This window comes from Flavobacterium gilvum, from assembly GCF_001761465.1.
In the GTDB taxonomy this organism is placed as follows: Bacteria; Bacteroidota; Bacteroidia; order Flavobacteriales; family Flavobacteriaceae; genus Flavobacterium; species Flavobacterium gilvum.
Window position 1 is genome coordinate 2,812,804 of sequence record NZ_CP017479.1, and the last position, 14,540, is coordinate 2,827,343.

Genomic DNA, 14,540 nt, shown 5'->3' on the forward strand with positions numbered 1-14,540 from the left:
TGACATTGAAATTGATTTTTGATATTGCCATTGCCATTTAAAATATTTACAACTTCAAAAAATTCCCAAGGATTTTTTCTCCCACATCACCGCTTTTCTCGGGGTGAAATTGGGTTCCGTAGAAATTATCGTTTTCTAAAGCTGATGAATATTCATTTTCATAATCAGTTGTAGCGATGGTTTCTTTGCAAATTGGTGCATAAAAACTATGTACCAAATACATGTATTCGTTTTCGGCAATTCCTTTGAATAAATCCGATTTTAAGTTGTAAATGGTGTTCCAACCCATTTGAGGCACTTTTACTTTGGGAGAAAATTTGATAACATTCACATCAAAAATACCCAAACCTTCCGTGTTTCCTTCTTCCGACTTGTTGCACATCAACTGCATTCCCAAGCAGATTCCCAAAACGGGTTGTTTCAACGTGGGAATCAACGTATCCAATCCACTTTTTTTGAGCATCATCATCGCATAACTTGCCTCTCCCACTCCCGGAAAAATCACTTTGTCTGCCGCTTTAATTTCTTCAGGATTATTGCTCAAAACTGCTTTAAATCCCAATCTTTCGATGGCAAACATTATGCTTTGAATATTTCCTGCTCCGTAATTTATGATTACTATTTTCATTTTTGTTTGTTTCAGGTTTCAGGTTTAAAGTTTCAAGTTGCTCTATAGAACTTGAAACTTTAAACCTGAAACAAAATTTTTATAGCATCCCTTTCGTACTTGGTAAAATCATCTTCTCTGTGTCACGTTTTACGGCTACTTTTATCGCTTTTGCAAAAGCTTTAAAGATAGCTTCGATTTTGTGATGTTCGTTGGTTCCTTCTGCTTTGATATTGATGTTGGCTTTGGCTCCGTCAGAGAACGATTTAAAGAAATGATAGAACATTTCCGTTGGCATTTTGCCCACCATTTCGCGTTTGAATTCGGTTTCCCAAACCAACCAGTTTCTGCCTCCAAAATCAATGGCTACTTGCGACAAACAATCGTCCATTGGCAAACAGAAACCATAACGCTCAATGCCTAATTTATTTCCTAATGCTTTGGCAAAAACTTCTCCCAAAGCAATTGCTGTATCTTCAATCGTGTGGTGTTCATCTACTTCTAAATCACCTTTTACCAAAATTTCCAAATCCATTTGTCCGTGGCGCGCGATTTGGTCAAGCATGTGATCGAAAAATGCAATTCCGGTTTCGATTTTACTTTTTCCAGTTCCGTCAAGGTTTAGGTTGATGTAAATATCGGTTTCATTGGTTTTTCTTGAAATCGATGCCGAACGCGCTTCGAGTTTTAAAAACTCATAAATAGTTTTCCAATCGGTTGATTGCAATACAATTACTTCGTCTAGTTCTTCTTTTTTACTTGAGATTTCGGCTACTCCCAAATCTTCTTCAGCTTTTAGGAAAATGGCTTTTGCACCCAAGTTTTTAGCCAATTCTACATCGGTAATTCTATCACCAAGAACAAAAGAATTCGTCAAATCGTAATTAGGATTATCAATATATTTCGTCAGCATTCCGGTTCTTGGCTTGCGGGTTGGTGCATTGTCTTCGGGAAAAGAACGGTCGATAAAAATATCATCAAAAAGAACGCCTTCATTTTCAAAAGCTCTTAAAATAAAGTTTTGCGTTGGCCAAAATGTATCTTCCGGAAAACTATTAGTTCCCAACCCATCCTGATTGGTTACCATAACCAATTCGTAATCCATTTCTTTGGCGATTTTTGCCAAATACTGAAACGCTTTTGGGTAAAATTCCAGTTTTTCTAAACTGTCTAATTGATATCCTTCCGGTTCTAAAACTATCGTTCCGTCACGATCTATAAAAAGTACTTTCTTCATTTTTTAAGCTTTTAATGCTTCAATTAATTTTTTATTTTCTTCTTCTGTCCCGATAGTCAAACGCAAAGTATTTTCACAAAGCGGCTGTGTAGTTCTGTTTCGGATTACAATTCCTTTGGCAATTAAATCATCGTATCTCTTATTGGCATCATCCACTTTTATTAAAACAAAATTAGCCTCAGTTGGATAGATTTTTTTCACAAAAGACACCTCAAGTAATACTTTAAGTAACTTTTCTCTTTGCTCAATAATTGATTCTATTTCATGTTTTATAGCTTTAGTGTCGTTTAACCTTTCCAAAGCTCTTTTTTGAGTTAATTCGTTTACATTATACGGTGGTTTTATTTTGTTTAAAACCGAAATTATTTCTGCCGATGCATAACAAATTCCCAATCTAATTCCGGCCAAACCATAGGCTTTTGACAACGTCTGAGTGATAATTAAATTTGGATATTGATCTATTTTTTTCAACCAACTTTCTTTTTCTGAAAAGTCAATATAGGCTTCATCAATCACAATTAAACCTTTGAATTTTTCCAATAAAGTAACTACGCTTTCTTCCGAAAAGGAATTTCCGGTTGGGTTATTTGGCGAACAAAGAAAAATCATTTTGGTATTGTCATCAATCGCTTTGAAGATTTTATCAATTTGAGGCTGAAAATCCGTTGAAAGCAATACTTCTCTGTTTTCTATCGCATTAATATTAGCCAAAACGCCATACATTCCGTAAGTTGGCGGCAATGTGATTACATTGTCTTTTTTTGGTTCACAAAATGCCCTGAAAATCAAATCCAAAACTTCATCACTTCCGTTTCCAAGGAGCATTTGGTTTTGACTCCTGTTATGTTGCTTTGCTAATATACTTTTTACCGAAGCCTGTTGCGGGTCAGGATAACGATTTACACCGCTGTTATAAGGATTTTCATTAGCATCCAAAAAAACCATATCGGCGGTGTCAAAATCCTCAAATTCATCTCTTGCAGACGAATAAGGCTTTAAAACTTTTACATTATCACGTGTTATTGTATTTATGTCGAATTTCATTATTATTTATTTTTTACTCCTTTAGATTTTATAAATATTAGTGTTTGGAAGAGTTGAGTAAGATATTATTCAACTAATTTTTAACACAACATTGTCATTCCGACGGAGGAGGAATCTCCGTAAGTAATTCTGCAATCACAATCTTCAATCTTTGTCGAGTATCTAACGGAGATTCCTCCTCCGTCGGAATGACAAACTTTGTGGGCAATATATTATTATAAATACCTACAAGTTTTATGAAACTTTGCAGGATTCTAACCTCAAAGTAACTGCATTCTTATGTGCTTGTAATCCTTCAGCTTCAGCCATAATTTCGATGGCCGGACCAATGTTTTGGATTCCTTTTTCTGATATTTTTTGAAAAGTCATCGATTTGGTAAAACTATCAAGGTTTACACCACTGTAATTTTTGGCGTAACCATTCGTCGGTAAAGTATGATTGGTTCCAGATGCGTAATCTCCTGCACTTTCGGGAGTATAGTTTCCTATGAAAACAGAACCAGCGTTACCAATATTATTTACATAAAAATCTTCGTCTTTGGTACAAATAATAAAGTGTTCCGGTCCGTATTCGTCGATTAATTCCAATGCAATTTTATCATTTTCAACATAAATCAATTTTGAATTTGCAATGGCTTTTTCGGCAATTGCTTTTCTAGGGAGGACTTCTATTTGTGATTGTACTTCTTTTTCTACTTCATCAATCAATTGCTTGGAAGTCGAAACTAAAATTACCTGACTGTCTGTTCCGTGTTCAGCTTGAGAAAGTAAATCGGAAGCAACAAAAGCAGCATTGGCAGTATCGTCGGCAACAATTAACAATTCTGATGGGCCTGCCGGCATATCGATTGCAACACCAAATTGCGTAGCTAATTGCTTGGCAACAGTAACAAATTGATTTCCTGGGCCGAAAATTTTATACACTTTTGGAATGCTAACCGTTCCGAAAGTCATTCCGGCAATGGCTTGAATCCCTCCTACTTTAAGGATTTTTGTAACACCACATAAATAAGCGGCATACAAAATAGCGGGATTGATGTTTCCGTTTTTATCCGGAGGCGAACACAAAACTATTTCGCTACAGCCTGCAATATTAGCAGGAACTGCAAGCATTAATACAGTCGAAAACAAAGGAGCGGTTCCGCCGGGAATGTATAAACCAATTTTTTGAATAGGTCTTTTTTCCTGCCAGCAGTTTACGCCTTCGGTGGTTTCAACGGTAATGCGATTTGTTTTTTGCGCAGCGTGGAATTTCTTAATATTCGATTTGGCTAATTGAATCGCTTCTTTTAATTCATTGGAAATAGTCGCAATTGCAGTTGCTATTTCGGTTTGTGAAACTTCCAATTCAGGAACTGAAACTCCATCAAAAAGAGATGTATATTTTGCCACAGCAAAATCTCCTTTGGTTTGTACTTCCTTGAAAATTCCTTTTACAGTTGCTTCGATATCGTCAACTGTTTTGGTTGGTCTTTCCAAAATGGCTGACCAAGTTTCCGGTTTTGGATTGTATATTTTTTTCATTTTATCCCCCTAGCCCCCAATGGGGGAATTGTTACAGGAGAGGTAGCCTGTATTTTTATTGTTTTACTTATGAGTTCCCCCTTCGGGGGTTAGGGGGATTATAGTACCATTTTCTCGATTGGACAAACCAAAATCCCTTCGGCTCCAACTTCTTTCAATTTGTCAATAACTTCCCAGAAAGTGTCTTTGTCAATCACCGAGTGTACGCTGCTCCATCCTTCTTGTGCCAAAGGCAATACAGTTAAACTTCGTAATACAGGCAGAATTTTTCCAACTTCTTCAATTTTTTCATTGGGAACATTCATCAAAATGTATCTTGATTTTCTTGCTCTTAAAACCGATTCGATTCTAAATTTTAAAGTATCGATTATAGATTGAACTTCGGGAGTAACTTTTGGAGAAACCGCCAAAACAGCTTCACTTTTCAAAATTACCTCAACTTCTTTTAAATTATTTTTGAATAAAGTACTTCCACTTGATACAATATCGACAATAGCATCTGCAAGACCAATATTGGGAGCAATTTCGACTGAACCCGAGATTTGGTGAATATCTACATTCATTCCAAATGATGAAAAATATTCAATAACCGTATTAGGATAAGAAGTTGCGATGCGCATTCCTTCTAAATCTTTTATTGAGTTGTATTCAAAAGTCTTTGGAACAGCTACAGAAACTTTGCATTTTGAAAAACCTAATTTTTGAATTACCTTGATATGTTTCCCTTTTTCTATCAAAAGATTATCACCAACAATGGCAATATCAACCACTCCATCAATTAAATATTGAGGAATATCCGAATTTCTTAAATACAAAACTTCCAGAGGAAAATTGGTTGCATCGGCTTTTAATTGGTCGTTTCCATTATCTATGGAAATTCCGCAATCTTTTAGGATTTGGATGCTTTCTTCGTTTAAACGTCCAGATTTCTGAATTGCAATTTTAAGTGTACTCATTTTTAAGTTTGTTGTTAGTTGTTTAATGTTTGTTTGCTATTTTGTTTGAGCACTACAGATTTGAAATAAAAAACCCGCTTGATGTACTCAAACGGGTTTAGATTATTGTGAATTACACGCATACCATTAACACATCGCTTGAGAGCAATTATGAGAATGATGATGATGTAACTGGATTGATAACATAACTTTAATAAAATAGATAACTCTTTGTTTCTTGTGCAAATATAGAAGATAAATCAATTACAATCCAATTTTTATTTTAACGTTTCACTAATTATTTGTTAAATTAAATCTGTTGGTGGTAATTATGTTTAAATAAAAAATGAAACACATAGAAGCATAGATTTTATAAATCACCGAATAGAAATAGCACTATTTTCCACATAGCCAATCTATGTGAGAAGTGAAACGGTTATGCAACTTTTTTTAAAAACTATAAATTCTATGTTTCTATGTGTTAAAAAATATTTGCACCCAACGGGTTAAATTAAAAAATGTACTGTCAATTTGATTTTGATTTAAAATAAAAATTAAAACACCTGTTCATTACAGATTTTTTGTAATAACAGGTGTTTAATTAACATAAAAGGAATTAATAATGAATTAACTAATTTAATACAGCTTCAAGTGAGGGGCCGGCAGCAACCAAACGTTTTCCTTCTTCTGTATCTGTATATTGTTCAAAATTCTGAATGTAACGTGCAGACAAATCTTTTGCTTTACGTTCCCATTCGTCGTCATTTTTATAAGTATCTCTTGGATCCAAAATTCCTGGACTTACTTGTGGTAATGCCGTTGGGATTGTCAAATTCAAGAATGGAATTGTTTTTGTTTCAGCCAAATCGATTTCACCGCTGATGATGGCGTCAATGATGGCTCTTGTGTTTTTTAGTGAAATTCTTTTTCCGGTTCCGTTCCAACCTGTGTTTACCAAATAAGCTTTAGCTCCGTGTTCTTTCATTTTTCCAATCAATGTTTTAGAATACATGGTTGGATGCAATGTTAAGAATGCTTCCCCAAATGCCGGTGAGAAAGAAGGTACGGGCTCTGTAATTCCTCTTTCGGTTCCTGCCAGTTTTGAGGTGTATCCGCATAAAAAGTGATACTGAGCCTGATCATCGTCTAAGATAGATACCGGAGGCAATACTCCAAAGGCATCAGCAGAAAGATAGATAATTTTGCTGGCGTGTCCAGCTTTAGAAGGTAATACAATTTTGTTAATATGATAAATTGGGTAAGAAACTCTTGAATTTTCAGTAATTGAGTGGTCATAATAATCGATTTCTCCGTATTCGTCTACGATTACATTTTCCAGCAAAGCATCTCTTTTGATAGCTCTCCAAATGTCTGGTTCGTTTTCTTCGGAAAGATCAATAACTTTTGCATAACAGCCACCTTCGTAGTTAAATACTCCGTGGTCGTCCCATCCGTGTTCATCATCCCCGATAAGGTATCTTTTTGGATCGGCAGAAAGAGTGGTTTTTCCAGTTCCCGAAAGCCCAAAGAAAACGGCAACATCTCCTTTTTCGCCCACGTTGGCAGAACAGTGCATAGATGCCATTCCTTTTAGAGGCAGGTAGTAATTCATCATGGAAAACATTCCTTTTTTCATTTCGCCACCATACCAAGTTCCGCCAATAAGCTGGATTCTTTCCGTTAGGTTGAAAACGACGAAATTTTCGGAGTTCAATCCTTGTTCTCTCCAATTCGGGTTTACTATTTTGGAACCGTTCATTACAATGAAATCAGGTTGTCCAAAGTTTTCCAGCTCGTAGTTTGAAGGTCTGATGAACATATTGGTTACAAAATGTGCCTGCCAAGCTACTTCCATTACAAAACGAACTTTAAGTCTTGTGTCGGGATTTGTACCACAGAAAGCATCGACTACGTACAATTTTGGCGATGTTGAAAGTTGTTTTAAGACCAAAGCTTTCAAATCATCATAAACGGCCTGCGTTGTTGGAAAGTTTACTTTATCATCCCAGTAAATAGTGTCCCTGGTAACAGAATCTTTTACAATGTATCGGTCTTTTGGGGAGCGTCCTGTAAAAACTCCCGTTTTTACTGCTACTGCACCTGTATCGGTCAAAGCTCCTTTTTCGTATCCTTTTCTTTTATGGGAAACCTCTGCCTGGTATAATTCTTCGTAAGAAGGGTTGTATACAACTTCATGATAACCAGTGATTCCTAAATTGTGCAATTCCTGAATAATTTTGATGTTTTTCATATTTTTTTATTTAGAAGTTTTTTGTATTGATCTCTCTTCAAATATACTTTAACAGATAAAAAAATAAGATGATTTTTGTCATGTTTGTAAGAAAAATTACGCAAACGATTTCGTGCTTTTTCTTTGTTTTTCAAGGCTTTACAGGATTTTTTTGTCTTTTAATTGATTACTATTAGGAACGTTGTAATTGTATGAAGTAAAACCACAGAAATCTGATTTTTGTCATATAAAATTACTAAAAATAATGATTCATTTACATCATTATTCACGCTAAAATGTAGTATTATGTTTGAATGGTTTAGAATATTGTTTACACCGACTGATACACCAGAAATGAATCAGTCTTTGCTTGTATTGTTTTTAGCTATTAGTGTTGGTTTTTTTGCAGGAAAAATCAAAATCGGCAATGTTTCATTAGGAGTATCCGCAGTAATGTTTGTGGGATTGTATTTGGGTCATTTGGGTTTTAGTATGGATGCAGAATTAATCCAATTTGTACGGGAATTTGGTTTAATCCTGTTTGTTTATGGTATTGGAATCCAAGTTGGCCCCAGCTTTTTTTCCTCTTTCAAAAGAGAAGGGTTGATTTTTAATGCTTTGGGAGTCGGAACAGTTCTTCTTGGTGGAATTATTGCTTATTTAATTCATTTGATTGCTAATGTAAAAATTGAAAATGCTGTCGGTTTAATGTCGGGATCGGTTACAAACACACCTGGTTTGGGCGCTGCAAAATCTACTTTGATTGAAATTCAAAAGCAATTAAAACTCCCTTCGGATTACTTTTCTGACCCAACCATTGCTTATGCGATTACTTATCCTATTGGAGTTTTTGGAATCATACTCATTATAATTTTGGCCAAAAACTTTTTGAAAATTGATTTACCCAAAGAAGTAACCTTGCTTCAGGAAAAAAATAAAGATTCTGAAAATAAGATTGTCCGACAAAAATGCAGGGTTACAAACAGCGAAGTAGTTGGAAAAACAATCCGCCAGCTATTTAAAGAATATCATATTGAGGGTGTGATTGTTTCAAGACAAAAACAAAGCGGAACCAAAGTGGTCTTTTCACCTTCATTAGATTCAATTTTAAAAGATAGGGATGTTTTGATGGTGGTTGCCAAGCAAAAAAATAGCACCAAGTTTGTTGAAATTATTGGAAAAATTTCAACTGATTTGTTTATCGAATCGGAAGACGATATTACAACCAAAATTATTAGTGTAACCAAGAAAACAGCCACACATAAAACATTGGCACAATTGGACTTATATAATCAATTTGGGTTGAAAGTGACTCGTGTTGTTCGCTCCGGTTTAGAAATTTTGGCACAGCCAACATTGGAACTTTTTTATGGAGACACTTTACTGGTGGTAGGAAATAAAGAAGCCATCTCCGAAGCCGAAAAAATCATTGGTAATTCTAAGAAAATACTTTTGGAACCAGATTTTTTATCACTTTTCGGAGGATTGATTTTTGGGGTTATTATCGGTTCCATTCCCATAATGATTCCGTCTCTCCCGGTTCCTCTGAAATTAGGATTGGCTGCCGGACCGCTGATGGCTGCAATATTTATCAGCAGGTACGGTGGCGTCGGGGTTATTCATTCGTATATCAACAATGGGGCAATTCATTTTATGAAGGATTTCGGGATTTGTTTATTCTTTGCCGCAGTCGGAATAAAAGCGGGACATGGTTTCTACGATAATTTTGTGGCAAACGATGGTTGGATGTGGATTTATTATGGCTGTTACATAACTTTTATTCCGTTAGCCCTATTAGTAATTATCAGCCGTTTTGTCTTTAAACTTAATTTTTACCAAATGGTGGGAATTATGAGCGGTTCTTATACTGATCCAGCAGCATTGGCTTTTAGTACCAAATACCTAGATTCTGATATTCCTAATCAATCCTATGCAACGGTTTATCCTTTGGTGACCATTAGCAGAATATTGGTGGCACAGCTCCTTATTTTGCTTTTTGCGAGTTGAGTTTGATAATTAGATAATTAGATAATTAGATAATTAGATAATTAGATAATTAGATAATTAGATAATTAGATAATGTGGTAATTAGATAATGTGGTAATTAGATAATTAGATAATGTGGTAATTAGATAATGTGGTAATTAGATAATTGAAACTTCCCAGTTAATTATTAAAAACATTCTGTGAAAATCTGTGTGCTAATTTTTTCACGCAGATTTTCGCAGATATTTTTGGATGCTTGTGAAAAGCAAAAAAGGTTCATCTTTAGCCCCGATCGCAGTGAAAATCCTTGTAAACCGGGGTTCGGTTTGCAAGATTGTAACGGAGAGCGGGACAACTGTTTCTCTGAAAAGCTAATGGTTCTGCTCCTAAAAATAAGTAAGTTATTAATACTCCAATAGTGATTTTAATTCTTTTTCGAATCGGCCTTTCGGCAAATATTGATCTTCGAGTGCTTTTGTAAAAGGAATTGGAGAATCAAGACTTGCCACACGTTTTACAGGCGCATCGAGGTATTTAAAACAATTTTCCATAATCAATGCCGAAATATCGCTAGCAACTCCGCCAAACATAGAATCTTCCTGATAAATAATCACTTTTCCGGTTTTTTTAACCGAAGAATAAATCGCTTCTGTATCCAAAGGCTGTAATGTTCTTAAATCCAGTACATCAGCTTTTATTTCGGGGTTTTTATCCAATGTTTCCAAAGCCCAATGTACAGCTGCGCCAAAAGAAATAATCGTAATATCATTTCCTTCTCTTAGTAAAGCGGCTTTCCCCAACGGAATGGTGTAATAATCGACAGGTACTTCTTGTGACAGGCTTCGATACAATTGTTTGTGTTCGAAGAATAGCACAGGGTTTGGGTCGTTGATTGAAGCGTTCAGTAAACCTTTTGCGTCAAGCGGAAAAGCAGGATAAACCACTTTTAAGCCTGGAGTTTTTGTAAACCAAGCTTCATTTGTTTGGGAATGAAAAGGTCCGGCTTGAGTTCCGGCTCCACAAGGCATTCGGATCACAACATCGGCTTTTTCCATCCAGCGGTAATGTGATTTAGCCAGTAAATTAACGATTGGATTGAAACCGGTAGAAACAAAGTCGGCAAATTGCATTTCGACAATAGATTTGTAACCGTTAATGGATAAACCCATAGCGGCAGAAATTACGACGCTTTCGCAAATAGGCGTGTTCCGAACACGTTCTTTGCCAAATTGACTCACAAAACCATCTGTGATTTTGAAAGCGCCACCGTACTCAGCTATATCTTGTCCCATAATAACCAACTTTTCGTGGCGTTCCATTGATTGTTTCAAACCGTTGGAAATAGCGTCTATAAAGCGGATATTCTCAGTTTCTTTATTTGGAGGAAAGTATTCAAAATCAAAAGGTTTGTAAACGTCATTTAATTCTCCTTCGTAGGTGGGAACTATTTCGACTTCGGCATTAACAATAGTCCAACTTTCTTCAATTTCTTTTTTTATTTCAAACTGAATTTCGTCATCATACTCTTTGGTAAGAATATTATTTTGGTATAAAAATTTTCTATAATTGTCGACAGGATCTTTTTCTGCCCACATATCCATTAATTCCTGAGGAACATATTTTGTACCACTCGCCTCTTCATGCCCGCGCATTCGGAATGTTTTAAATTCTAATAAAATAGGTCGTGGATTTTCAATCATTGATGCTTTTAATTCGGTCAATAAATTAAAAACTTCCAATATATTGTTTCCGTCTACGATATGGCTTTCGATTCCGTAACCAATTCCTTTGTCGGCGAGATTTTTACAGCGGTATTGTTCATTGGTTGGTGTCGATAAACCGTATCCGTTATTTTCAATAATGAAAAAAACAGGCAAATCCCAAACGGCGGCAATATTTAGTGCTTCGTGAAAATCGCCTTCACTTGTTGCGCCTTCGCCTGTGAAAACGGCGGTTACTTTTCCGTTTTTCTCTAATTTGTTGGCCAATGCTATTCCATCGGCCACACCCATTTGTGGGCCAAGATGCGAAATCATTCCAATGATTTTATATTGTTGTGTTCCAAAGTGAAAACTCCGGTCTCTCCCTTTGGTAAAACCATTGGCTTTGCCCTGCCATTGAGAAAACAATCTGTACAACGGAATGTTTCTTCCTGTAAAAACGCCCAAGTTGCGATGCATGGGCAGAATGTATTCATCTGAATCCAATGCCGCTGTGATTCCTACCGAAATAGCCTCCTGTCCTATTCCTGAAAACCATTTAGAAACTTTTCCCTGACGAATAAGAATTAGCATTTTTTCTTCTACTAATCTCGGTTTCAGAATTTTTTTATATAAATCTAATAAAGTATCGTTTGATAATTTTTTTTTGTCAAAATTCATTTTTAGGCTCTTTATTGAATATTTCAAAGATATAAAAATACAACAGTTTAGGTTTGGTTTGTTATATTATTTTAAAATGTAATATGTTTTTAAAATAACTTATTTGTTTTATTTTTTACATTTGCATTTGCGAAGTTCTAAACTTCAAAGTATTAAATACAGACATAATATGCAAAACATTCCTAGTGTTGACTTGCGTGATTTCCTTTCGGACGACCCGAAACGTAAACAAAAATTTGTAAATGAAATCGGAAGTGCATTCGAAGATATAGGCTTCGTAGCGCTCAAAGGACATTTTTTAAACGATCAATTGGTTGATGAATTGTATGGCGAAATTCGAAATTTCTTTTCGTTGCCATTAGAAACAAAACACAGCTATGAAATCCCTGAAATTGGTGGACAAAGAGGTTATGTCTCTTTTGGAAAAGAGCATGCCAAAGGCCGCAAAGAAGGAGATTTAAAAGAGTTTTGGCATTTTGGACAATATGTTGACAAAGATTCCAAATACGGATCGGAATATCCTGAGAATGTAGAAGTAAAAGAATTACCTCGTTTTAATGCTGTCGGTAAAGAAGCTTACCAAATGCTTGAAAAAACAGGTGTTTATGTATTGCGAGCTTTGGCACTGCACCTTGGATTGGATGAATTTTATTTTGACCAATATGCTAAAGACGGAAACTCAATCCTAAGACCTATTCACTACCCTCCTATTACATCTGAACCTGAAAATGCTATTAGAGCTGCGGCTCACGGTGATATCAACTTGATCACTTTGTTGATGGGAGCTCAAGGCAAAGGTTTACAAGTGCAAAACCATAATGGTGATTGGATTGATGCTGTTGCAGAGCCAGATGAATTGGTGATTAATGTGGGCGATATGTTATCGCGTCATACTAATAACAAGTTGAAATCTACAATTCATCAAGTGGTTAATCCGCCAAGAGAATTATGGGGTACTTCTCGTTATTCCATTCCGTTTTTTATGCACCCTGTGAGTGACATGAAATTAAATTGTTTGGAAAACTGCATTGATACCGAAAATCCTAAAAAGTATGAGGATATCACGGCCGGGGAGTTTTTATACGAACGACTTGTTGATTTAGGGTTAATTAAAAAATAAATAACAAATTAAAAATGCCAAGTTTTAAATCCCAAATTTCAATGATACACTTTTGGAATTTGGAATTTATAATTTGAGTTTTATTTTTTAGAATAATAAAAAAATGGATTTAAAAGACCAACTGAAAAATCTTTTTCCAGACCATGAAATGGCTCCCGAAGAAGCAATAGAACAGGAACCGCATGAATTGTATGTTCAGAAAGAACCCATGATTTGCAAATTCGAAAAAAGAAAAGGAAAAGCGACCACTATCATAGAAGGCTACGAAGGAACTGACGAAGATTTTAAAATCTTAGCAAAAGAAATAAAAACTAAACTGAGTGTTGGCGGAAGTTTCAAAGACGATTCTATTATCATTCAAGGTGATTACCGTGATAAAATAATGGTTATCTTAAAAGAAAAAGGATTTAAGGTGAAACGAGTTGGAGGGTAAAAAAAGTTTGGAGTTTAAGGTTTAAAGTTGTTTAAGCCTTATACATCTTTAAACTTTAAACAAATAAAACCTTAAACAAAAAAAACATGGCTATACAACAATCCGAATTAATACTCAATCCCGACGGGAGTGTGTATCATCTTAGCTTAAAACCTGAACAAATTGCCCATGATATTATTTTTGTGGGCGATCAGGATCGTGTGGCAAAAATCACGAAACATTTTGATTCTATTGAATTTTCAATCCAAAAAAGGGAATTCAAAACTCAAACAGGAACTTATAAAGGTAAGCGCCTAACGGTGATGTCTACCGGAATTGGGCCAGATAATATTGATATTGTAATCAACGAATTGGATGCGTTGGTAAATATTGATTTGGAAACCAGAAAGCCAAAAGAAAAGCTTACATCGTTAAACATCATCCGTATAGGAACTTCGGGGTCATTGCACGCCGATATTCCCGTGGATAGTTTTGTGATGGGGCAATTTGGCTTGGGACTTGACAATATGCTCCGCTCCTATTTGATTGACAGCATATCAAATGCTGAAATGGAAAATGCATTTATAGAACATACCAATTGGGATTTACGAAAAGGCAGACCTGCTATTATTCCTTGTTCTCCGGATTTGAAGAAAAAAATGGACAGTGATATTGTCCACAAAGGAATTACAGCAACTGCAGGAGGTTTTTATGGTCCTCAAGGACGTATTTTGCGTTTGGATATTCAGGACAGGGAACTGAATTCCAAAATGGATAATTTCTATTTTGGCGATACCCGAATTACCAATTTCGAAATGGAAACATCTGCAATTTATGGGCTTTCCACTCTTTTGGGGCATCAAGCGTTGTCTTTGAATGCCATTGTGGCCAACCGTGCCAACGGAACTTTTAGTAGCGATCCTTACAAAGCGGTTGACGAATTGATTATTTATGCGTTGGAAAAACTAGCAGAAAATTAAAAGATTATAACTTAATCTGCGGAAATCTGCGTGAATAAAAATGCACGCAGATTTCTGCAGATTTTTATTATGTCAAAATTCTCT

At 35.6% G+C, this 14,540-nt stretch carries 11 protein-coding genes; 4 read left to right on the forward strand and 7 right to left on the reverse strand.

Annotated elements, in window-relative coordinates; all coding sequences use genetic code 11:
* Positions 1–46: 46 nt before the first annotated feature.
* The 6 genes from hisH to pckA all read right to left on the reverse strand — a co-directional run bounded on the left by hisH (position 47) and on the right by pckA (position 7,598).
* Positions 47–628, reverse strand: a complete 582-nt coding sequence (gene hisH, locus EM308_RS11780; protein ID WP_035635196.1) for an imidazole glycerol phosphate synthase subunit HisH — start codon at positions 626–628, stop codon at positions 47–49.
* A gap of 79 nt (positions 629–707) precedes the next feature.
* Positions 708–1,844, reverse strand: coding sequence for a bifunctional histidinol-phosphatase/imidazoleglycerol-phosphate dehydratase HisB (hisB, locus tag EM308_RS11785; protein WP_035635197.1), 1,137 nt, complete (start codon positions 1,842–1,844; stop codon positions 708–710).
* 3 nt (positions 1,845–1,847) lie between these two features.
* A complete protein-coding gene (hisC, locus tag EM308_RS11790; protein ID WP_035635199.1) occupies positions 1,848–2,888 on the reverse strand; it encodes a histidinol-phosphate transaminase in 1,041 nt (346 codons plus the stop codon).
* Between the two features lie 234 nt (positions 2,889–3,122).
* Positions 3,123–4,412 carry a histidinol dehydrogenase gene (hisD, locus tag EM308_RS11795; protein ID WP_035635201.1) on the reverse strand — a complete coding sequence of 430 codons (1,290 nt, stop codon included), beginning with the start codon at positions 4,410–4,412 and terminating at the stop codon, positions 3,123–3,125.
* 98 nt (positions 4,413–4,510) lie between these two features.
* Positions 4,511–5,368, reverse strand: coding sequence for an ATP phosphoribosyltransferase (hisG, locus tag EM308_RS11800; RefSeq protein WP_035635203.1), 858 nt, complete (start codon positions 5,366–5,368; stop codon positions 4,511–4,513).
* Positions 5,369–5,978: 610 nt separating this feature from the next.
* Positions 5,979–7,598: a phosphoenolpyruvate carboxykinase (ATP) gene (gene pckA / locus EM308_RS11805; RefSeq protein ID WP_035635205.1), complete on the reverse strand. Its 1,620-nt coding sequence runs from the start codon at positions 7,596–7,598 to the stop codon at positions 5,979–5,981.
* Between the two features lie 285 nt (positions 7,599–7,883).
* Between pckA and EM308_RS11810 the strand changes: the two genes are divergently transcribed.
* Positions 7,884–9,584: a putative transporter gene (locus EM308_RS11810; RefSeq protein WP_051877677.1), complete on the forward strand. Its 1,701-nt coding sequence runs from the start codon at positions 7,884–7,886 to the stop codon at positions 9,582–9,584.
* Between the two features lie 383 nt (positions 9,585–9,967).
* Here EM308_RS11810 and EM308_RS11815 read toward each other — a convergent pair whose 3' ends face one another.
* A complete protein-coding gene (locus tag EM308_RS11815) occupies positions 9,968–11,944 on the reverse strand; it encodes an alpha-ketoacid dehydrogenase subunit alpha/beta (protein WP_035635207.1) in 1,977 nt (658 codons plus the stop codon).
* Between the two features lie 169 nt (positions 11,945–12,113).
* Between EM308_RS11815 and EM308_RS11820 the strand changes: the two genes are divergently transcribed.
* From EM308_RS11820 to EM308_RS11830, 3 genes are all read left to right on the forward strand, one after another.
* Complete coding sequence (locus EM308_RS11820) at positions 12,114–13,064, forward strand: isopenicillin N synthase family dioxygenase (RefSeq protein WP_035635208.1); 951 nt, start codon at positions 12,114–12,116, stop codon at positions 13,062–13,064.
* 103 nt (positions 13,065–13,167) lie between these two features.
* The gene (locus EM308_RS11825) at positions 13,168–13,497 is read left to right on the forward strand and encodes a translation initiation factor (protein ID WP_035635210.1); all 330 of its coding nucleotides are present in this window, start codon (positions 13,168–13,170) and stop codon (positions 13,495–13,497) included.
* 86 nt (positions 13,498–13,583) lie between these two features.
* Positions 13,584–14,456, forward strand: coding sequence for a nucleoside phosphorylase (locus tag EM308_RS11830; protein WP_035635214.1), 873 nt, complete (start codon positions 13,584–13,586; stop codon positions 14,454–14,456).
* Positions 14,457–14,540: the final 84 nt, after the last annotated feature.

What these genes read in the sequence shown, in the direction of transcription:
- hisH (WP_035635196.1), bottom strand. Translation starts at nt 628, where the DNA reads ATGAAAATAGTAATCATAAATTACGGAGCAGGAAATATTCAAAGCATA.
- hisB (WP_035635197.1), bottom strand. Translation starts at nt 1,844, where the DNA reads ATGAAGAAAGTACTTTTTATAGATCGTGACGGAACGATAGTTTTAGAA.
- hisC (WP_035635199.1), bottom strand. Translation starts at nt 2,888, where the DNA reads ATGAAATTCGACATAAATACAATAACACGTGATAATGTAAAAGTTTTA.
- hisD (WP_035635201.1), bottom strand. Translation starts at nt 4,412, where the DNA reads ATGAAAAAAATATACAATCCAAAACCGGAAACTTGGTCAGCCATTTTG.
- hisG (WP_035635203.1), bottom strand. Translation starts at nt 5,368, where the DNA reads ATGAGTACACTTAAAATTGCAATTCAGAAATCTGGACGTTTAAACGAA.
- pckA (WP_035635205.1), bottom strand. Translation starts at nt 7,598, where the DNA reads ATGAAAAACATCAAAATTATTCAGGAATTGCACAATTTAGGAATCACT.
- EM308_RS11810 (WP_051877677.1), top strand. Translation starts at nt 7,884, where the DNA reads ATGTTTGAATGGTTTAGAATATTGTTTACACCGACTGATACACCAGAA.
- EM308_RS11815 (WP_035635207.1), bottom strand. Translation starts at nt 11,944, where the DNA reads ATGAATTTTGACAAAAAAAAATTATCAAACGATACTTTATTAGATTTA.
- EM308_RS11820 (WP_035635208.1), top strand. Translation starts at nt 12,114, where the DNA reads ATGCAAAACATTCCTAGTGTTGACTTGCGTGATTTCCTTTCGGACGAC.
- EM308_RS11825 (WP_035635210.1), top strand. Translation starts at nt 13,168, where the DNA reads ATGGATTTAAAAGACCAACTGAAAAATCTTTTTCCAGACCATGAAATG.
- EM308_RS11830 (WP_035635214.1), top strand. Translation starts at nt 13,584, where the DNA reads ATGGCTATACAACAATCCGAATTAATACTCAATCCCGACGGGAGTGTG.